The 20,396-nt window shown below is 69.4% G+C and carries 18 protein-coding genes; 4 read left to right on the top strand and 14 right to left on the bottom strand.

Annotated elements, in window-relative coordinates; genetic code table 11:
- Positions 1–9 precede the first annotated feature (9 nt).
- The gene (locus ACFHPP_RS05460) at positions 10–1,167 is read left to right on the top strand and encodes an EAL domain-containing protein (protein ID WP_437162253.1); all 1,158 of its coding nucleotides are present in this window, start codon (positions 10–12) and stop codon (positions 1,165–1,167) included.
- Here the strand turns inward: ACFHPP_RS05460 and ACFHPP_RS05455 are convergent.
- Genes ACFHPP_RS05455 through ACFHPP_RS05420 form a run of 8 tightly spaced genes read right to left on the bottom strand, consistent with a single transcriptional unit; the run spans position 1,155 to position 10,896 of the window.
- Complete coding sequence (locus tag ACFHPP_RS05455; protein WP_437162252.1) at positions 1,155–2,324, bottom strand: iron-containing alcohol dehydrogenase; 1,170 nt, start codon at positions 2,322–2,324, stop codon at positions 1,155–1,157. The two genes, ACFHPP_RS05460 and ACFHPP_RS05455, sit on opposite strands and share 13 nt — an antisense overlap.
- 31 nt (positions 2,325–2,355) lie before the next feature.
- Entirely contained in the window at positions 2,356–3,432 is a 1,077-nt protein-coding gene (locus tag ACFHPP_RS05450; RefSeq protein ID WP_437162251.1) for an ABC transporter ATP-binding protein, read from the bottom strand.
- Positions 3,429–4,421, bottom strand: a complete 993-nt coding sequence (locus tag ACFHPP_RS05445) for an ABC transporter ATP-binding protein (RefSeq protein WP_437162250.1) — start codon at positions 4,419–4,421, stop codon at positions 3,429–3,431. Before ACFHPP_RS05445 ends, ACFHPP_RS05450 begins: the two co-directional genes overlap by 4 nt.
- Entirely contained in the window at positions 4,418–5,851 is a 1,434-nt protein-coding gene (locus ACFHPP_RS05440; protein ID WP_437162249.1) for an amidohydrolase family protein, read from the bottom strand. The genes ACFHPP_RS05445 and ACFHPP_RS05440 overlap by 4 nt, the downstream gene beginning before the upstream one ends.
- Positions 5,852–5,865: 14 nt before the next feature.
- Positions 5,866–7,455, bottom strand: a complete 1,590-nt coding sequence (locus tag ACFHPP_RS05435; protein WP_437162248.1) for an ABC transporter substrate-binding protein — start codon at positions 7,453–7,455, stop codon at positions 5,866–5,868.
- A gap of 20 nt (positions 7,456–7,475) precedes the next feature.
- Positions 7,476–8,339, bottom strand: a complete 864-nt coding sequence (locus ACFHPP_RS05430) for an ABC transporter permease (RefSeq protein ID WP_437162247.1) — start codon at positions 8,337–8,339, stop codon at positions 7,476–7,478.
- Positions 8,336–9,277, bottom strand: a complete 942-nt coding sequence (locus ACFHPP_RS05425) for an ABC transporter permease (RefSeq protein WP_430671071.1) — start codon at positions 9,275–9,277, stop codon at positions 8,336–8,338. The genes ACFHPP_RS05430 and ACFHPP_RS05425 overlap by 4 nt, the downstream gene beginning before the upstream one ends.
- A complete protein-coding gene (locus ACFHPP_RS05420; RefSeq protein ID WP_437162246.1) occupies positions 9,271–10,896 on the bottom strand; it encodes an amidohydrolase in 1,626 nt (541 codons plus the stop codon). Before ACFHPP_RS05420 ends, ACFHPP_RS05425 begins: the two co-directional genes overlap by 7 nt.
- A gap of 137 nt (positions 10,897–11,033) precedes the next feature.
- Here ACFHPP_RS05420 and ACFHPP_RS05415 point away from each other — a divergent pair, with 137 nt between their 5' ends.
- Entirely contained in the window at positions 11,034–12,620 is a 1,587-nt protein-coding gene (locus tag ACFHPP_RS05415) for an ABC transporter substrate-binding protein (protein ID WP_437162245.1), read from the top strand.
- A gap of 99 nt (positions 12,621–12,719) precedes the next feature.
- Positions 12,720–14,303 carry a peroxidase family protein gene (locus ACFHPP_RS05410; RefSeq protein WP_437162244.1) on the top strand — a complete coding sequence of 528 codons (1,584 nt, stop codon included), beginning with the start codon at positions 12,720–12,722 and terminating at the stop codon, positions 14,301–14,303.
- A 3-nt stretch (positions 14,304–14,306) separates the two neighbouring features.
- On the opposite strand, the gene ACFHPP_RS05405 is transcribed toward ACFHPP_RS05410, so the two are convergent.
- Positions 14,307–15,317: a dimethylarginine dimethylaminohydrolase family protein gene (locus ACFHPP_RS05405; RefSeq protein WP_437162243.1), complete on the bottom strand. Its 1,011-nt coding sequence runs from the start codon at positions 15,315–15,317 to the stop codon at positions 14,307–14,309.
- 104 nt (positions 15,318–15,421) lie between these two features.
- Here ACFHPP_RS05405 and ACFHPP_RS05400 point away from each other — a divergent pair, with 104 nt between their 5' ends.
- The gene (locus ACFHPP_RS05400) at positions 15,422–15,964 is read left to right on the top strand and encodes a GNAT family N-acetyltransferase (RefSeq protein WP_437162242.1); all 543 of its coding nucleotides are present in this window, start codon (positions 15,422–15,424) and stop codon (positions 15,962–15,964) included.
- On the opposite strand, the gene ACFHPP_RS05395 is transcribed toward ACFHPP_RS05400, so the two are convergent.
- The 5 genes from ACFHPP_RS05395 to ACFHPP_RS05375 are packed head-to-tail and all read right to left on the bottom strand — an operon-like array spanning position 15,961 to position 20,388.
- Positions 15,961–16,737 (bottom strand): ABC transporter permease, encoded by a 777-nt coding sequence (locus ACFHPP_RS05395; protein WP_437162241.1) that lies wholly within the window; start codon positions 16,735–16,737, stop codon positions 15,961–15,963. The genes ACFHPP_RS05400 and ACFHPP_RS05395 overlap by 4 nt on opposite strands.
- Positions 16,737–17,573, bottom strand: coding sequence for an ABC transporter permease (locus ACFHPP_RS05390; protein ID WP_437162240.1), 837 nt, complete (start codon positions 17,571–17,573; stop codon positions 16,737–16,739). The genes ACFHPP_RS05395 and ACFHPP_RS05390 overlap by 1 nt, the downstream gene beginning before the upstream one ends.
- Entirely contained in the window at positions 17,570–18,679 is a 1,110-nt protein-coding gene (locus ACFHPP_RS05385) for an ABC transporter ATP-binding protein (RefSeq protein WP_437162239.1), read from the bottom strand. Before ACFHPP_RS05385 ends, ACFHPP_RS05390 begins: the two co-directional genes overlap by 4 nt.
- On the bottom strand, positions 18,676–19,446 hold the full coding sequence (locus tag ACFHPP_RS05380) for a class II aldolase/adducin family protein (RefSeq protein WP_437162238.1): 771 nt from the start codon (positions 19,444–19,446) through the stop codon (positions 18,676–18,678). Before ACFHPP_RS05380 ends, ACFHPP_RS05385 begins: the two co-directional genes overlap by 4 nt.
- Entirely contained in the window at positions 19,447–20,388 is a 942-nt protein-coding gene (locus tag ACFHPP_RS05375) for a 2-hydroxyacid dehydrogenase (RefSeq protein ID WP_437162237.1), read from the bottom strand.
- Positions 20,389–20,396 lie beyond the last annotated feature (8 nt).

The raw sequence follows: 20,396 nt of genomic DNA, 5'->3' as shown, positions 1-20,396 counted from the left end.
GTTCGACTGATGCTCCGGCGCACCGGAAGCGCGCGCACGGAACCGGGGACGGTGCTGCTGGTTGCCAGTGATCCGCTGGTGATCGCCGCCACGCGGGATGCTGCGCGCCGTTTGGCCGGCCTTCCACCCGTGCTCGTCACCACCTCCGCCGAGGCGTTGAGCCGCATGGTCGGACCCGGAACCGCACCAAGCCACCTCGTGGTCGAAAGCGGCGCCGGCAGCCTGGCCTTGATGACCGCGGCACGGGACCCCTTCAACGGCACGGATGTGGTGATCGTCACCCGGCCAGGTCAGGAGCCGCCATACGGCCTGCGCCAGGCACCCGCCGAGGGCGCGCGTCTCGCCGCGGCCCTGGCCGGTCGGCTTCCCGACAATGATTCGCCGGCCAGCGATGCCGCCGCCCTCGCCGCAGGACTGGCCCGCGGCGAGATCACCGTCCGCTTCCAGCCCATGGTGCGCCTGTCCGATCGCCGGCCGGTGATGGTCGAGGCGCTGGCCCGCTGGGAACGCCCGACCGCCGCCCTCGGCGCCGCCGATTTCATCCCGATGGCCGAATGCGCCGGGTTGGCGCGCGCCCTGACCCAGGCCGTCGCCAGGCGTGCCGTGACGGAACTGCTGGCGCAGCGCCAGGGGCGGCACATTCGCCTGTCCTTCAACATCCCGCTGTCCGAATTGCTGAAACCCGACCTGCCCGTCTGGCTGAGCCGGCTTGCGGCACAATCCGGACTGCCACCTGCCGACCTGCTGCTGGAACTGACGGAAAGCACCCATGTCCGCGACCGCGCCCTGCTGCGCCGCGCCCTGCTGCGGTTGCGCGATGCCGGCTTCGGGGTGCTGGTGGACGACCTCGCGCTCCATGACGGCCGCCGCTTCCTGCTCGACCTGCCCTTCGTCGGCGTGAAGCTGGACCGCAAGCTGGTCGTCGCCATGCCGACCAGTCGCCGCGCCCGGGCGGAGGTGGAACAGGTGGTCCGCCACGCCCGCCGTCGCGGCATGGTCGTGATCGCCGAAGGCGTGACCGATACGCAGATCTGGCGCGCCATCGCCGCCGCCGGCTGCGACCTGGCGCAGGGCTTCGGCGTCGGCCGCCCGCTGCCGCCCACCGCGCTGCGCGCCTGGATCGCGGCGTGGAGCGCGGCGGCGGTGCCCGAGCCTCAGCCGGAATAGGTCTGCCGGTACAGCGCCTCGATCTCCGTCGCGTCGGGGACCCGCGGATTGTTGCCCGGGCTGCCGGAGGCCAGCGCCTGCCGCGCCATCGTCGGCAGCAGCCCGTCCCACTTCGCGGCATCGATGCCCCACTTCGCCGGGCTCGGAACCTCCAGGTCGCGGTTCAGCGCCCGCAATTCCTCCACCAGCCGCCGCGCAGCCGCCTGGTCGCCCTCCTCCGCCGAGGCCACGCCCATCACCCGCGCTGCCTCCGCATAGCGGCCGCGCGCCGCCTCCAGCCCGAACTCGGTCACCGCCGGCAGCAGCATGGCGTTGGACAGGCCGTGCGGAACGTGGAAATGCGCGCCAATCGGCCGGCTCATGCCATGCACCAGCGCCACGCTGGCATTGCTGAAGGCGAGGCCGGCCAGGGTCGCGCCCCGCATCATCGCCTCCCGCGCCGCGTCATCCTGCGGGTTGGCCCAGACCTTCCGAAGATTGGGCGCGATCAGGCGCATCGCAGCGCGCGCGTATTCGTCGGACACCGGATTCGCCTTGGCCGAGACGAAGGCCTCCAGCGCATGGGTCAGGCTGTCGATGCCGGTATCCGCCGTGATGCGCGCCGGCAGGCCGAAGGTCAGCTCATGGTCCACCACGGCGGCGAGCGGCAGGGCGCCGAGGCCGGCGATGAGCATCTTCTCATCGGTCTCGGTGTCCGTGATCACGGTGAAGCGCGTCGCCTCGCTGCCCGTGCCGGCCGTGGTCGGCACGCAGATGATCGGCACCGCGCCGACATTCGCCGCCGCCGGCACCTTGAAGTCGCGCATCTTCCCAAGCGGTGGCGCGGCCGCGAGGATGGCGATGGCCTTTGCCGTATCCATCGGGCTGCCGCCGCCGAAGCCAACAAGACAGTCGAACCGCCCGGCCCGGAACGCCTCGACCCCCGCCGCGATCACCGTATCCGTCGGGTCCGGGACGGTGTCGGAGAACACCACCGGGGCCATGCCCGCCGCCCGCAGCGGCGCCAGGGCGCGTTCCAGCAGGCCGGAAGACACCATGAAGGGGTCCGTCACCACCAGCGGGTGCGCCAGGCCGAGCTGGCCCAGCACCTCCCCCAGCCTCGCCACCGCGCCGCCACCCATCACCATCAGCCGCGGTGCCACCAGCGACACGATCATGCGCGTTTCCCCCTGCCTGTCCGGCCGGAGGCTACGGTGCCGCGGCCCTGCTGTCAGCCCGCCGCGCCTTCGCCGCCGCATACAGCGCGAGCCGCTGCGATGCGACCGCGGACATGCCGCCCTGGTCCACGCCGACATGCGGCGGCAGGACCTCGGCGAAGTGGCAGGCGACGGTGTGGCCCGGCGCGAGTTCGCGCAGCGCCGGCATCTCCGCCGAACAGCGCGGCTGGGCATGCGGGCAGCGCGTGTGGAAGCGGCAGCCGGAGGGTGGGTTCATCGGGCTCGGCACGTCGCCACCGATCGGCTTCACCATGCCGCGCCGCCGCGGGTCCGGATGCGGGATCGCCGCCAGCAGCGCCCGCGTATAGGGGTGCAGCGGCGCATCGAAGATCGCCCGCTTCGGCGCGCTCTCCACGATCTGCCCGAGATACATCACCGCCACCCGGTCGGCCATGTGATGCACCACCGCCAGGTCATGCGCGATGAACAGGTAGGACAGGCCGAAGCGCCGCTGCAGGTCCTTCAGCAGGTTCACCACCTGCGCCTGGATGGAGACATCCAATGCGGAGACAGGTTCGTCGCAGATGATGAGCTCCGGCTGCACCGCCAGCGCGCGGGCGATGCCGATGCGCTGGCGCTGGCCGCCGCTGAACTCGTGCGGGTAGCGCTGCGCGTGGAACGGCGCGAGCCCGACCAGGCCAAGCAGCTCCTTCACCCGGGCCGCGCGGGACGCCGCGGTGCCGATGCCATGCACCTCCATCGGCTCCGCGATGGTATCGGCCACGCGCAGCCGCGGGTTGAGGCTGGCGTAGGGGTCCTGGAACACCACCTGCACCCGCCGCCGCAGCGTGCGCAGCGCGGCGCCCGAAACCTCCTTGCCATCGAAGCGCACCGTGCCGCCGGTCGGCTCGATCAGCCGCAGCACCAGCCGTGCCGTGGTGGATTTGCCGCAACCGGACTCGCCCACGATGGCCAGCGTCTCGCCGCGCTCGATACGGAAGGACACGCCATCCACCGCGCGCACCGTGCCGACCTGCCGCGCCAGCACCAGGCCCTTGCGGACCGGGTAGTGCTTGGTCAGCCCCTCGACCTCGAGCAGCGTCGTCATGCGGCGAGGTCCATGCTGTTCTCGACGGGCGCGCGGATGCAGGCGGCGAAATGGCCCGGCGCCACTTCCTCCAGCGGCGGCGGTGCGCGCGTGCAGGCCTCGATGGCGAAGGGGCAGCGCGGCGCGAAGCGGCAGCCCTTCGGCAGCGCGAAGGGCGGCGGCACCGCGCCTTCGATCGCCAGCAACTCGTCGCGCGTCTCGTCCAGGCGCGGCACGGAGCCGAGCAGGCCGAGGGTGTAGGGGTGCTGCGGGCTGGCGAACAACCCGGCCGCCGATGCGCGTTCCGCGATTCGCCCGGCATACATCACCGCGACCTCATCAGCCATTTCCGCGATGACGCCGAGGTCGTGCGTGATCAGCACGATGGACATGCCCGTTTCGGCCTGGAGGTCCTTCAGCAGGTCCAGGATCTGCGCCTGCACCGTCACGTCCAGCGCGGTCGTCGGCTCATCCGCGATCAGCAGCTTCGGCTGGCACGCCAGTGCCATCGCGATCATCACGCGCTGGCGCATGCCGCCGGAAAGCTGGTGCGGAAACTCCTCGAACCGCCGCGCCGGCGCCGGGATGCGCACGCGGTCGAGCGCCGCAAGCGCACGTTCCTGCAATTCCTTGCCGCCCGCCTTCGTGTCGTGCGCACGCATCGCCTCGACGATCTGCATGCCTATGGGATGCACGGGATTGAGGCTGGTCATCGGCTCCTGGAAGATCATCGCCACCTGGCCGCCGCGCACCTTGCGCATTTCGGACATCGGCAGGTCCAGCAGGTTGGTCCCGTCCAGCAGCACGCGCCCGGCCGCGACGCGACCCGGCCGCGGCACAAGCCGCATCACCGACAGCGACAGCATGGATTTGCCGCAGCCGGATTCGCCGACGATGCCCAGCGTCTTGCCGCGCGGCACTTCCAGATCCACGCCATCCACCGCGGCAATGTCGCCGTTGGAGCTGCGGAACACCGTCCGCAGCCCCTCGATCTTGAGAAGAGGATTCATGACCACCGGAACGTGGGCGGGGAGGACTGGTCCACCGGCCGATGCGCCCAATCCTGCGACGGCGCCTTGTCGATGATGCGCTTCTGCGCCTCGTGCAGATGCGCGGCGGCGCCGTGGTAGTCCATGGTGGTGACCTTGCCGTCGGCAACCACCTTGTTGCCGTCGACATACACGTCGCGCACCGCGCGATCGCCGGCCGCGTAGACCAGGCTTCGCACCGGATCACGCCCCGGCCGCATCATCGGATGCGTCACGTCGACCAGCACGAAGTCCGCCTTCGCGCCGGCCGCGAGCCGCCCGATATCCTCGCGCCCCAGCGCGGTCGCGCCGCCGATCGTCGCCGCGTCGAACAACTCCGTCGTCGTCATGCTGCGTGGGTCGTTCGCCTGGGTGCGCGCGAGGTAGGCCACCAGCCGCATCTCATCGAGCATGTTATGCGGGTAGGTGTCGGTGCCGAGGCCCATGTTGACGCCGGCGCGCTTGTAGCGCCCGAAATGCTTCAGCGTGATGCCGCGCCGCGCGAACACGGTCGGGCAATGCGCGACGGTCGTGCCGGTTTCCGCCAGCCGCTTCATGTCGGTATCCGTCCACCAGCGGGTGGAGGGGTGGTCATCCAGGAAGATGCCGTGCCCGATGATGCTGCGCTCGCTCAGCAGCCCCATGCTGTCGAGCCAGCCGATCGGCGTCTTGCCGGTGCGGCGCGTGATCTCGTGGAACTCCACCACGGATTGCGCCGCGTGGATCTGCCAGGTGACGCCACGCTTTTTGGCTTCCTCGAAGCTCTCCTTCAGCAGCGTGTCGGTGCAGGTGTCGATCTGCGCCGGCACCACCATGCCGAACAGCCGGCCGCTTTCGTGCTGTTCCGCGCGTTCGATGAGGTCCAGCGCCTCCCCCATCGCCTTCTCGCCGGCGGCCTCGTCCCACTCATATTCGACGACATGGCCATTCTTGGTGAACCACTTCGCCGATTTGAACATCGGCGCGATGCAGACCCGCATGCCGGATTCGCCCAGCAGGTCGAGCCAGCCCGGATGCGCCATCGAGAGATCGGCGACGGTCGTCACGCCGGACAGCAGCAGTTCCGACAGCGCGACACGGACGCAACTCGGCACCGCCTCCGAATCCGCCCGAAAGATCGGCATGAACTCGTACAGTGAGGAATTGTACAGGCCGGGCGAGCCGATCTCGTCGATCAGCCCCTTGTTCATCGGCTCGCTTGAGGGATGCGAGTGGATATTCACCAGCCCCGGCATGACCATCAAGCCGCTGCCGCTGATCTCCTCCTCCGCCGGGCCGTCGTAGTTGCGGCCGACGAAGCGCAGCGTGCCGCCTTCGAACGCCACATCGGCGTCGGGAAGGTACACATGCTGCCGCGCCGAGGCATCCCAGGCGACGACGAGATCCGCATTGCGGATGACAGTGATGGCCATGCCGAGATTCTCCCTTACCGCGTCACGCGCATGTCGAGCGCCTTGTAGACACCGATGCCATACAGCCCGTGCGCCCGGACACCGGTCACGCGGTTGGACACGCCGACATACAGGTTCTCACGCGCCGTCGTCAGCCAGGGCGCTTCTTCCGCCAGCTGGCGCTGGATGTTGGCCAGCGCCGTGCGCCGTACTGCCGGGTCCGTCGCGCTGCGGGCCTCGTCCAGCCAGGCATCGGTCTGCGGGTTGTTCCAGTTCATCCGGTTCGGCGTCGGCCGCGCCCGGCTGTGCCAGTACAGGCTCAGCGCATCACCCGCGGAAAAATACGGGTAGGACAGGAACAGCGCATCGAATTCCTGCGTCGCCATGCGGCCCCAGGCGACCGTCGCGTCGAACAACTGGATGCGCATCTCGATGCCGACGCGGCGCAGCGCCTGCTGGATGATCTCGCTCTGGCGCTGGTTCTCCAGCGTGTTGATGCCATAGGTCAGGAACGTCGCCCGCTGCCCGTCCTTCACGCGGACGCCGTCGCCGCCCATGGTCCAGCCGGCTTCATCCAGCGTGCGCTGGGCGGCTGCCGGATCAAACTTCGGCACCATCGTGTCGGACTGCGCGTCGTAGTCCAGCGTGTTCGGGTTGACGATGTTCAGCGCCGGCTGCGCATGGCCGAACCACACCGCGCGGACCAGCGCCGTGCGGTCCACCGCCTGGTGGATGGCGCGGCGCACTGCGCGGTCGTTCATCACCGGCTTGTCCACCTTGAAGCCCAGGTAGAAGTCCCAGAAGTAGTTCGGCTGCGTCAGCACCTGCACCGTCGGCACGCGCTGCAGGCTGCTCAGTGCCACCGCCGGGATGTACTGCGTGATGTCGGCCGCGCCGGTCTGCAACGCCGCCAGCCGCGCGGAGGGTTCCGGCACCACGCGCCAGACCACGCGCTCGACATGCGCCGGCCCCTGGTTCTGGTACATCGGCGGGCCCCAGCGGTAGTTCGGGTGGCGCGTCAGCACCAGCTCGTTCCGAGGGGTCCAGGACTGCCAGCAATATGGCCCGGTGCCGTTGAAGCCCTGGCTGCCGAAGTTCTGGCCGAGCCGGTCGACGGTTTCCTTGTCGATGATGCCGGCGAAGAACAGCGTCAGCTGCGACAGCAGCTCGGAGAACGGCTCGTTCAGCTCATACTCGACGGTATGGGCATCGACGGCGCGGATTTCCTTCACCGGGCCGGCGCGCCAGGCCACGGGGCTGCGCGTCTCGCGCGCGATCCAGCGGTTGATCGAGTACACCACGTCCTGCGCGGTGAACGCCTTGCCATCGCAGAAGGTCACGCCCTGGCGCAGATGGAAGGTGTACAGCTTGCCGTCCGGCGAGACGGTCCAGCGCTCGGCCAGCCCCGGCCGCACGGTCTGGCCGTCGAAATCCATGGTGACCAGCGTGTCGGTCATCATGCCCACCACCTCGCCGGCGCTGCGCGCCGTGCTGCGGTGCAGGTCGTAGCGGTCCGCGTCGATCTCACGCAGGAACACCACCGTGTTGCGCGGCGTCTGTGCCACGGCGGGCAGCGCCGTCACCACCGCCAGCGCGGCGACCAAGGCACCCTTCAGCAAGCTCATCCTGTTCTCCCTGTTCTGCATCACATGCGAAGCCGCGGGTCGAGCGCATCGCGCAGCGCATCCCCCAGCACGTTGAAGGCGAGCACCACCACGAAGATGCCGACCGCCGGAATGACCGAGATATGCGGCGCGAAGAACAGGAAGGTGCGTCCCTGCGCCGCCATCGCACCCAGTTCCGCCACCGGCGGCTGCGCGCCGAGCCCGAGGAAGGACAACGCGGAGCCGAGCAGGATCACCTGCCCGAAGCGCAGCGTCGCGAAGACCAGGATCGGCGAGGCGCAGTTCGGCATCAGGTGCCGCCAGATCAGCCGCGCATCGCCCATGCCCTGCGCCCGCGCCGCCTCGATGTAGTCGAGCCCGAGCACGACCAGCGCGGTGGACCGCGCGATGCGTGCCATCAGCGGCACCGTCGCCACCGCCAGCGCGATCACCACCGCCGTCACGCCCGGTCCGAAGATCGCCGCGATGGCCAGGCCGAACAGGATCGCCGGGAAGGACAGCATGATGTCCGCCAGCCGCATCAGCAGCCCGTCGATCCGCCGGTAATACGCCGCGGCAAAGCCCATCGCCACACCGATGACACCGCCGATGCCGAGGCTCAGCGCACCCATCGCCAGCGTCACCCGCAGCCCGTGCAGCATGCGCGACAGCATGTCCCGCCCGTTCCCATCCGTGCCCAGCAGATAGGCCCCGCCCGGCGGCGCCATCACCGACATCAGGTCGGTCTCATACGGGTCGTAGGGCGCCAGCCAGGGCGCGAAGATCGCCGCCAGGATCAGCAGCACGACCACCACCAGTGACACCGCCGCCGCCGGTTCGCGCAGCAGGATCTTCAACGTGCCCGGCCGCGCCGGCGGCACCACTTCAGCCACGGTCGCGCTCATCCGGCCCGCACCCGCGGGTCGAGCACCCCGTAAAGCAGGTCCACCGTCAGGTTGACCAGGATGAAGCCCATCGACAGCACGATGATGGTGCCCTGCGCCATCGGGAAGTCGGAGGACAAAATCGCGCCCACCGCCAGCCGCCCGACGCCGGGCCAGGAGAACACCGTCTCCGTCACCACCGCGCCGCCCAGCAGGAAGCCGATCTGCAACCCGATCAGCGTCACCACCGGCACCATCGCGTTGCGCAGCGCATGCCGCGTCACCACCAGCCGCTCCGTCAGCCCCTTGGCGCGTGCCGTGCGCACATGGTCCGCGCCCAGCACATCCAGCACCGCCGTCCGCGTCATGCGGGCCACCGGCCCGACGAAGACGCCGCCCAGCGTGATCGCCGGCAGGATAACGGCGCGGAGGCCCTGCCAGGTCCAAAGCGGCCCCTCCCGCCCCGTGAAGGGCAGCCACTGCCATTGAAATCCGACGAACCAGATCAGCACCAGGCCGAGGAAGAACACCGGCACCGAAACGCCCGCCACGCTGAACGCCATCACCACCCGATCGAGCAGCGACCCGCGCCAGTACGCACCGACCGTACCCATCGCGATGCCGAGCGGGATGGACCAGATCAGGCTGGCGAACATCAGCTCCAGCGTCGGCCCGATGGTGGAGGCGAGCTCGCCCGAGACCGGCACGTTGTTGATGATGGAAACGCCGAGATCGCCCTGCACCAGCCGCCCCAGGTACAGGAAGAACTGCACATACAGCGGCGCATCCAGCCCGAGGTCGTTGCGGATCTGCGCGATGACCTCCGCACTCGCATTCGGCCCCGCCCGCACGATCGCGGGGTCGGTCGGCACCACCTGCATCAGCAGGAATCCGACCAGCAGCACGCCGAACATCACCGGCACCGCCAGCATCAGGCGTTGGACGGCGTGCCTCAACATGCGGCGAGCGCCTCGTGCCGGTCGAAGATCACCTCGCCACCGCGCAGCGTCAGGTCCGCCCGCGTGTCACGCAGGATGTCCTCCGGCGCCGCCACGAAGATGTCGCGGGACAGCACGGCGACATCCGCCTGCATCCTGGGCTCCAGCGTGCCGCGGCGGTCCTCCGCGAATTGCGTGTAGGCGCCGCACCAGGTCTGGCAGTGCACCGCCTGTTCCGCCGTCAGCGTCTGGTCGGCACCGAGCACCGTGCCGCGGTTTGTCTTCCGCGTCAGCATGGTGAACAGGTTGCCGAAGGGATCGACCGAGGACACCGGGCAGTCCGAGGACGCCGCCGGATGGTGCCCCTCCTCCAGCCAGGTCCGCATCGGGTAGGACACCTCGCTGCGCGCCAGCCCGAGGTTGCGGATGTAGAGGTCGCCGAATTCGTACAGGAACACCGGCTGCGGCACCGGCAGGATCTGTCGCGCCAGCATCCGCTTGCGCTGATGCGGCGTCAGGAAGCCGCAGTGTTCAATACGGTGGCGCCGGCCGATGAAGGGGTGCTCCGGCGTATCCGCCATCTCCATCCCCACCAGCACCTGCTCGATCGCGGCATCGCCGATGGCGTGGATATCCAACTGCCAGCCCTGCTCGTGGTACAGCTTCAGCAGCGCGTGGATCTTGGCGTCCGGGAAGGTGAAGACGCCCGTTCCCCCTTGCAGGTACGGGTCGAAGAACGCCGCCGTCAGCCCCCCCGCCGAACCATCGGCGAAGACCTTCACCGCGCCCCAGCGCAGCATGTCGTCGCCCTCGTTCGGCCGCAGCCCGGCCTCCCACGCCTTGGCCGCGATGCCTTCCGGGTTGCCCGCCAGCACGTTCCACATCCGCATGGGCGACCGCCCGGCGGCGACGGCGGCGCGGTACGCCGCAACCTCCGCCATGCCCGCCACCATGCCGACATTCATGTCGGTGGCGGAGGCGAAGCCGAGCGAGGCCAGGTGGTTGCCCGCGCGTTCGATCGCCGCGACCAACGCCGCCTCGTCCGGCTCCGGGATCACGTCGCGGATCAGCCGCATGGCGCGCTCCTGGAACAGCCCGGTCAGCGCGCCGCCGCTGCGTTCCACCACGCCACCTTCCGGGTCCGGCGTGTTGTGCCCGACGCCGGCCGCGCGCAGCGCCGCGCTGTTGGCAACGCCCATGTGGCCGCAGGTGCGCACGATGAAGACGGGATTGTCCGGCGAGACTCGGTCCAACTCGGCCGCCGTCGGATGCCGGCCGATATCCAGTTCCGCATGGTCGTAGCCGCGCCCGAGCACCCATTGGCCGGCGGGCGCCGCCCGCGCCGCTGCGCCAATCCGGGCAAGCACCTCGTCCAGGGTGCGTACTTCCTCGGCCCGCAGGTTCACGCCCGCCAGCGCCAGGCCGTAGGGCAGCAGGTGCATGTGCGATTCGTTGAACGCCGGGATCACCACGCGCCCGTCCAGTTCCACACGGCGCGCGCCCGCTGTAACCGCGTCGTTCACATCCGCTGTACGTCCCACCGCCAGCACGTGCCCGTCGCGCAGCGCCAGCGCCTCGGCAAAGCCTGCCGACAGGCCGCGAAACACGCGCCCGCCGGTGAACACCACATCACCCGCCAATCCAGCCATCCCACTCCGACGTGACCAGACTGTCACGCGATGCGGCCGCACCCGTCAACCCGCGCAGCAAGCAAGAGATTGCACGCCGGCCCGCATGCGGAGATGATCCGCCCCTTCCTCAGGCAGGATGCTTCAACATGCGCAGGCGCTGGTTCGGTTTCGCGGCAGCCGCCGCCCTCACACTCGCCGGAACGACCGCCGAGGCGCAGCCCGCGCCCACCGGGACGCTGCGCGTCGTGCTGATCAACGACCTGGCCAGCCTGGACCCGGTGAACTCCACCGCCGCCTTCGTCCGCAACCACGGGTTCATGGTGTACGACCAGCTTTTCGCCCTGGACAGCCAGGGCGTCGCGCGCCCTCAGATGGTGCAGACGCATGAGCCGAGCGCCGATGGCCTGTCCCACCGCTTCACGCTGCGCGACGGCCTGGCCTTCCACGACAACACGCCGGTCCGCGCCGCGGATGCCGTGGCCTCCATCCGCCGCTGGTCGCAGCGCGACATCGTCGGCCGCGCGCTGGCCGCGGCCACCGCATCGATGGAGGTGGTGGACGACAAGACCTTCACCATCCGCCTGTCGCGCCCCTTCGCCCTGGTCACGGAGGCGCTGGCGCGGCCCACCGCCAGCGCCCTGTTCGTGATGCCGGAGCGTATCGCCGCGACGCCCGCCAGCACCGCGATCACGGAGGCGACCGGCAGCGGCCCCTTCATCTTCCAGCCGGGCGAATGGCAGGCCGGCAACCGCGCCGTCTATCTGCGCAACCCTGCCTACCGCCCGCGGCCGGAGCCTGCCGATGGCCTGGCCGGCGGCAAGGTGGTGAACATCGCCCGCCTGGAATGGGTGGCGATGCCAGACCCCGCCACCGCCGCGGCCGCGCTGCAGGCCGGTGAAGTCGACTTCATCGAGCAGCCTTCCCCGGACCTGATCCCGGTGCTGGAGCGCAATCGCAACATCCGGACCTTCGCGCTGAACCCCGTGGGCTTCATGGTCTGGCTGCGCCTGAACCACACCCAGCCACCCTTCGACAAGCCGGAGGCGCGCCGCGCCCTGCTGCACCTGATCAACCAGCAGGACGTGCTGAACGCCATCGGCGTACGCCCGACGGAGCAGGTGCCCTACTGCCCCGCCTTCTTCTTCTGCAACACGCCGCTGCAATCCGATGCCGGCGCGGAGGGCCTGCGTGCCGAGAACCTGGACCGCGCCCGCGCCCTGCTCCGGGAAGCCGGTTACGACAACCGCCGCGTGGTGTTCATGAACGCCGCCGACAGCCCGATCAACAACGCGGCCACGCTGACCATGGCCGCCGCCTTCAGCCGCGCCGGCCTGAACATGGACGTGCCGAGCATGGACTGGGCGACGGTCACCCAGCGCCGCAACCGGCGGGAGCCGGTGGACCAGGGCGGCTGGAACATGTTCGTCACCGTCGCGAACGTGCTGGACGGCCAGAACCCGCTGACCAACCTGTACCTCGCCAGCCCCTGCGAGGGCGGCCTCACCGGCTGGCCCTGCGACCAGCAGCTCGAGGCCCTGCGCCGGTCTTGGTGGGAGGAGAACGACGCCGCGAAGCGGCAGGAAATCCTGCACCAAGTGCATGCGCGTGCCTACGCCGTGCTGCCCTACATCAATGCCGGCCAGTTCCGCACGCTGGCCGCGCATCGCAGCAACGTGGAGGGCCTGCGCCCGACCACGGTCCCGGTGTTCTGGGGTGTCGCCAAAAGGGAGTAGCCCGGGCTACCCACCAGGGATCACGACCGCGGCAGCGTGGAACCCACGTCCGCACACGCATAGGGTGTGCCCCCAACCCGTCCAGGAGGGGCGCACATCATGCAGGCAGGACACGGCAAGCCCCTGCGCGGCCTCACGGCCGGCGCGGAACGCCAGCGTGGCTTCGGTCGCTTCGGGCGCATGTTCCCGAAGCTCGAGGGGCTGGAGGTGGCGGAGGACAGGCTGCGCCAGCTTGCCGAGGCCATGCGCGATGACGGCCAGTCCGGCGACAATGCCAACGTCCCGGCCGGCTATACCTATCTCGGCCAGTTCATCGACCACGACATGACCTTCGACACCTCTGGCCTCGGCGAGAAGGTGAACGACCCGGACGCGCTGCTGAATTTCAGGACGCCGCGCCTCGACCTCGACAGCGTCTATGGCCGCGGCCCGACCGAACAGCCCTTCCTGTATGACCGCGGCGATCCGCGGAAGCTTGCCATCGGTGCCACCGGACCGGGCGGCGAACCGCGCGGCCCCGGCGGCCGCCGCATCCGCGCCGGCCTGCCCAACGACCTGCCCCGATCGCGAGAGGGTGTCGCGCTGATCGGCGACCCGCGCAACGACGAGAACCTGCTGGTCGCGCAGACCCACCTCGCCTTCCTCAAGCTGCACAACAAGGTGGTCGACCAGCTCGGCGCCGGCGGCAGCTTCGAGGAGGCGCGCCGCATCACGCGCTGGCACTACCAGTGGATCGTGCTGCACGATTTCCTCGACCGCCTGGTCGATTTCAACGAGGTGCAGTGGGTGCTGACGCATGGCCGCCAGCATTTCCGCTTCGAGACGCTGAGCCAGTACGAAGACCCCTACATGCCGGTCGAATTCGCCGTCGCCGCCTACCGGCTCGGCCATTCCATGGTGCGGGAGGACTACAGCCACAACCGCGTCTTCCGCCCCGGCGCCGGCCCCGCCACCTTCAGCTTCCTGTTCCATTTCAGCGGATTGTCGGGCGGCATCGTCGGCAGCCGCGTGAGCGATCCCGAAATCCTCACGGCGCTGAAACTGCCGAAGCTGAAGCTGCCCGACGGCACGCTGATCGACCCCTTCCCGCTGCCCGACCTGCCCGGCGACTGGGCCATCGACTGGCACCGCTTCTTCGAGATCGACCGCCCGATCGATGCGCCGCAGGGCGCCGAGCCGCCCGACAACGCCTTCGTGCTCAACCTGTCCCGGCTGATCGACCCCTACCTGGTCCCGGCGCTGCACGATTTGCCCGGCGGCGGCGGCAGCCTGCCGCTGCGCAACCTGCAGCGCGGCGTGAAGATGCAGCTGCCGAGTGGCCAGGCCGTGGCGGAGGCCATGCAGATCACGGCGCTGACGGGGCAGGAGATCGCCGGCAGCGGACCGGACGGCGCCAAGGCGCGGCAACTCGGCCTGCATGAGGCGACCCCGCTGTGGTACTACATCCTGAAGGAAGCGCAGTTGAAGGGCGATGGCGGCAATCGCCTCGGCCCGGTCGGCAGCCGCATCCTGGCGGAGGTCTTCATCGGCCTGCTCGAAGGCGACTGCGAATCCTTTTTCCGGCACGACCGCAACTGGAAGCCGACGCTGCCCTCCCAGCACGCCGGCACCTTCACCATGCCGGACCTGCTGCGCTTCGTCGGCGACCTCAACCCGGCGAACGAGGCGTCGAGCTTCGAATAGCCGCTACAGCGCGTCCCGTACCAGCGGGCTGGTCGAGCAGTGGATGCCGCCGCCGCCCAGCCCGACCTTGTCGTACTGGACCAGCCGGATGGAGATGTTGGCGCGGTCCAGCGCCTCCTGCGTCCGCGGCCCCACCTTGTCGCTCATCAGCATGCGCCCCGGCCGCACCGCGAGGCAGTTGATGGTCCAGGATGGGTCCTCGTGGTTCACCGGAATCAGCTTCACCCCTTCCCGCTTCAGCGCCTCCATGAACACGAAGGGCAGCGTGGAGGGGTTCACGATGGCGGTGTCGTGGTCGATCATCACGAAGGCGCCGTCGATATGCAGCCGGTAGCCCGGGATCTGCACGCGCAGCAGCTTCGTGCCCTGTACCGCAAGCACTTCCTCCAGCTGCCGCGCGCCCTCCTCGTTCACGCGGGATGATACGCCGACCACCGCGAGGTCCGGCCGCACATAGGCGAAGCTGCCGCCTTCCATCAGCCCGGTGCCGTGGATGGTGCGCAGCACCGGCATGCCGAGCGCGCCCAGCGTCTCCGTCACCGGCGCTTCCTCGCCGCGCCGGATGCGCGGACCCATGCGCGTGACGATCGCACCGCCCTTGATGCCGATGCAGGAATCGCGCGTGTAGATGGATTTGTGCCGGCCTTCCGCCACGCGCTTCAGGAACACAACCTCCACGCCTTCCTCGCGCAGCGCCGCCACCAGCGCATCGTGCTGCGCCTGCTGTTCCGCCAGCGTCGGCCGCTCGTCGCCACGCCAGTAGGCGCCGGATTGCGCGTCGCCGAAGGCGCGCAGCTCCGGGATGTAGGGCAGCGTGTCCACCACGCGCATTTCCTCGCCCGGCCGGTGCATCAGCACCACGCGCAGGCGGCCGATATCGGAGTTGCAGCCCCATTCGCGGCCCCAGACGAAGTGCTGTTCCTCGGCGCTTTCGAATCCGGGCTCCGGCTCGCTGGCGAAACGCTCGATGAGCATGTTGTAGCGGTGGTCGAACTCGCTCATCGCGTTGGTCATGCTGCGGTTCCTCGTCGGCGACACGAACGAAACCTCATTCTGCCGCCACGCGACACACGCACGCAATACGGGGACCCTATCTCCCGCGGGAAAGGAGACCTGTCATGCACGTGATCCGCCAGGCCCGCGCGGAAGACCTGCCCGCGCTGCTCGAGATGCAGGCGGCCAGCCTGCTGGCCCTGGGTGCTGCGCATTATCCACGCCCGGTGCTGGATGCGGCGCTGTCCCGCCTGGGAACCATGGATGCGCGGCTCGTCACCGATGGCACCTACCTGGTGCTGGAGGTCACCGGCCGCCTCGCCGGCAGCGCCGGCTGGTCGCTGCATGCGCCGAACTACGCGGCGCTGATGACGGAGCCTTTGCGCTCGCTGCCTGGCCGCACCGGCCTGGTGCGCAGCGTCTATGTCAGCCCGGACTTCGCCCGCCGTGGCCTGGGGCGGCGCCTGATGCAGGCAGTTGAATCGCGACTGGTCGCGCTGCGGGTCCAGACATCGGAGTTGATGGCGACGCTGTCCGGCGCACCGCTCTACGCCACGCTCGGCTACCGCGAATTGTCCACGCATGCGCTGCGGGTGGCGCCAGGCGTGGATTTCGAGGTTCGCCGCATGGCGCGGTGCCTGGACCAGCGCGCGGCACAGGCCGCCTAGGCGTCCCGCCGCCGCCGCAGCGCCAGGTCCAGCAGCAGCAGCCCCGTGGTGAACACCACCAGCAGCACGGCCACCGCGGCCATCGCCGGGTCGAGATTCTCGTTGATCCCGTCCCAGATCCGCCGCGGCAACGTGAACACGTCGCGGGAGGCGATGAACAGCACGATCACCAGCTCATCCCAGCTATGGATGAAGGCGAAGATCGCGCCGGAGACGATGCCTGGCATGATGCGCGGCAGGATCACCCAGCGCAGCGTCTGCCCCAGGCTCGCCCCCATGCCCCGCGCCGCCTGTTCCAGCCGTAGGTCGAACGCCGCGAGCGCCGTGGAGACGGTGATGACAACGTACGGTATCCCCGTGACCCCATGTGCGATGGCAACCCCCAGGAACCGGTCCAGCAGGTCGAGCCCGGCGAAGTAGCGATACAGCCCGATCGCATAGACGATGGAGGGGATGATGATCGGCAGCAGCATCAGCGCCCGCACCAGGTCAGTGGACCGCCGCGCCAGCCGCCAGCAGCCGATGGCGCACAGCGTCCCGGCCACCACCGCGATCACCGTCGCCACGACCGCAATCAGGAAGGACTGCCAGATGGAGCCGAGCCATTCCGGCGAGCTCAACACCGTGGCGTAGTGCCGCAGGGACAGCGCCTCCTTCGGCAGCGACAGGAAGCGCTGGTCGGTCATCGAGACCGGGATGATGATGCTGATCGGCAGCAGCAGGTACAGCGCCACCACCCAGGCCGAGCCCCGCGCGAACCACCCCGGCCGCATCAGCCGCCTCCTCCGAAGACCCGCCGCATGTCGACGATGCGGGAGAACACCGCGAGCGTCGTCAGGATCGCCACCACCAGCATCGTTGCCATCATGGTGCCGAGCCCCCAGCGCAGCAGGTCCAGGATCTGCAGCCCGATCCATTCCGCCACCATCAGCGTCTTGCCGCCGCCGAGGATCGCCGGCGTGATGTAGAAGCCGAGCGAGAAGATGAAGACCAGCACGCCCGAGGCGAGCAGCCCCGGCAGCGACAGCGGCAGGAACACGCGCCGGAAGATCGTGATGCGGCTGGCACCCAGCCCACGCGCCGCGCTCAGCAGCCGCGGATCGATCTCCCGCATGCTCGCCAGGATCGGCAGCACGGCGTAGGGCACCATGTAGTGCACCATGCCGACGATAATGCCGAATTCGTTCCAGACCAGCGCCAGCGGTTCCGCGATGATCCCGGCGCCGAGCAGCGACTCGTTCACCAGCCCCTGCCGCCGCAGCAGCGTCACCCAGGCGAAGGCCCGCACCAGCACCGAAATCCACAGCGGCACCAGCACCGCGAGAATCCACCAGCGCTGCGCCGCAACGCCCGCCAGCGAGATGCGATACGCCAGCACATAGCCCAGCAGCAGCGCGATCGCCGTGGTCAGCACGCAGATGCGCAAGGTGGTGACGATGACGCGCTGCACGCTCTCGCTGGTGAACAGGCGCTCGTAATTGCCGAGACCCGGCGACGGCTCGGTGAAGGAAATCGCCAGCACCTGGGCGATGGGTGCGACGTAGAAGGCCGTCATCAGCAGGAAGGCCGGCAGGATCAGCAGCCACCAGCCGGCATCCTGCCGTCTCATGCGGGGTCGTCCCCGGCAGGGGCGCCAGAGGAATCATCCAGCACGGGAACACTTGCCGAGGCAGACCACCCGAGCCGCACCGCCAGCCCCTCCCGCGGCGCAATCGGCGCATTCCAGGTCGGCAGCGTCACCCGCAGCGTTCCGAAATCCGGCGTCTGCACATTCAGCGCGTAGCCGGCACCGAGGTAGGACCAGCTTGCGATGGTGCCGCCGACAACATTCTCGGCAGTCTCGCCTTCTGCCAGCAGCGCCATCTTCTCCGGCCGCAGGCTCAGCAGCACGCGCGCGCCAAGGTCCGGCTTCACTGCGGACGCCTGCACCACCCGCGTCGCGCCCGCACCGATGGCGAAGCCCTCCGCCAGATGCTCCCGCACCACGCCTTCCAGGAAATTCGACTTGCCGAGGAAATCCGCCACGAAGCGCGTCGCCGGCCGCTCATACAATTCGGCCGGAGCACCCTGCTGGATCAGCTTGCCGTGGTTCAGGATGGCGACGCGGTCGGACAGCGACAGCGCTTCCTCCTGGTCGTGCGTGACGTTGACGAAGGTGCGGCCGACGCGGCGGTGCAGCGCCTTCAACTCATCCTGCAATTCGGCGCGCAGCTTCTTGTCGAGCGCGCTGAGCGGCTCGTCGAGCAGCAGCAGCGCAGGGTCGAACACCAGCGCGCGGGCCAGCGCCACGCGCTGCTGCTGGCCGCCGGACAATTGCCGCGGCAGCCGGTCCCCGAAGGCCGAAAGCTGCACCAGGTCCAGCGCGCCCCGCACCTTCGCCTCCCGCGCCGCCGCGCCCATCTTGCGGACGCGCAGCGGGAAGGCGACGTTCTCCGCCACCGTCATGTGCGGGAACAGCGCGTAGCCCTGGAACACCATGCCGAAGTCGCGGCGCTCCGGCGGCAGCGGCGTGATGTCCCGCCCATCCAGCCGGATCGCGCCCTCGCTCGGCTCCACGAAGCCCGCGATGCACATCAGGATGGTGGTCTTGCCGCTGCCGGATGGCCCCAGAAGGGTCAGGAAGGCGCCCTGTTCCACATCCAGCGAAACCCGCTCCACCGCCGTGAAGCTGCCATACCGCTTGCTCAGCCCCTCCAGCGCCAGCGCGTGGCTCATGCCCGGTAGTCCGGCTGCTCGCGGTCCAGCTTGCGCCGCAGCGCCTGCCACGGCAGCCAGCCCTTGGTCGGGCCGGTGCTGAACTGGGCGCGCGTCCGCTCGACGGTTTCCGCCGAGGCCACCGCCAGCGGCGCGCCGGAGGATTGCGCGGCAAGCTGGATGCGGCAGGACTGCTCCAGGTACCACATCCAGTAGAACGCCTCCGCCACCGTGTGCCCCACCGTCAGCAGCCCGTGGTTGCGCAGGATCATCGCCGGCTTGTCGCCGAGGTCCTGCACCAGCCGCTCGCGCTCCGACAGGTTGTCATCCGCCGCGACGCCCTCGTAGTCGTGCAGTGCCACCTGGCCGATGAACTCCATCATCATCTGGTTCAGCGGCAACAACCCCCCTTGCTGCGCCGCCACCGCCATCCCCGCCAGCGTGTGCGTGTGCATGACGCAATTCGCGTTGTCCCGCCCACGATGCACCGCAGAATGGATGACGAATCCTGCCGGGTTCACCGGCCACGACGTCGGCTGCCGCGGCTCCCCCTCCGCATCCACCAGCACGAGCGAGGAGGCCGTGATCTCCTCGAACAGCAGTCCGTAGGGATTGACCAGGAACCTGTGACCTTCGCCCGGCACCCGCACCGACAGATGCGTGAACACCAGGTCAGTCATGCCGAAATGCGCGATCAGGCGGTAGGCCGCCGCGAGGTCCTCCCGCAGTTCCTGCTCGGTCGGCACATGGTCCGGGTCGGGCCGCACCGGCGGCGGAGGAAGCGTCATTCAGTAGCCCCGTGCATGGTCATAGAGATTCGCCAGCGCCTCGCCCCGCTCATGCGCCGCGATCGCCTTCGCGACATACTGCGCGCGCTCGCGCCGGCTCGGCAGGCTGGCCAGATGCGGTGTCACGATCACCTTCGGATGCGCCCAGGCCGGATGGTCCGCCGGCAGCGGCTCCGTCTCGAACACGTCGATCACCGCGCCGCCCAGATGCCCGTCATTCAGCGCCGCCAATATGTCCTCGATCTTCTGGTGGCTGCCGCGCCCGACATTCACCAGCCCCGCCCCCTTCGGCAGTTTCCGCAGCAGCGGCGCGCTGATGATGCCGCGAGTCTCCGCCGTCGCCGGCAGCAGGCACACCAGGATCTTCGTCCGTTCCAGGAACGCATCCCGCTCCGCATCGCCGGCGAAGCAGGTCACGCCGGGTAGCGACTTGCGCGTCCGTGACCAACCGACCACCGGAAAGCCGATTCCGGAAAGCATCTCCGCCGCGCGGCCGCCCATGTTGCCGAGGCCCATGATGCCCACGGTGGTCTCGGTGGCAGTGTATTCCGGCTCGAAATAGTCCCACTTCGCCGCCGCCTGGTTCAGCGCGATCCGTCGCGCGCCCTTCAGCAGCGACAGCGCCGCCCAGCAGACGAATTCCCCCATCCGCTGCGTGGCCCCGGCCGGCGCCATGCGCATCAACGGCACGTGCCGCGGCAACGCAGGATCGCCGGCGATGAAATCCACCCCCGCCCCGCTGCCAAAGATCACCCGCAGGTTGGGCATCGTGCCCAGCCTGCCGGCCTCCGGGTCCCACACCAGCACGTAGTCGACCGCGGCCGGCGGGACGCTCGCATCGTCCCACCACCGCACGTCGAGCCCGGGCGCAAACTCGGAAAAATGCGCCCGCCACTCCGGCATGGCATCCTCGCCACCGGACTTCACCAACAGGATAGCCATGCGCAGCC

The sequence above is a fragment of the Falsiroseomonas sp. E2-1-a20 genome (assembly GCF_051433195.1).
Lineage (GTDB): Bacteria > Pseudomonadota > Alphaproteobacteria > Acetobacterales > Acetobacteraceae > Falsiroseomonas.
Note: the sequence above shows the minus strand (reverse complement) of the source record. Positions and strands in the feature narration are given on the sequence as shown.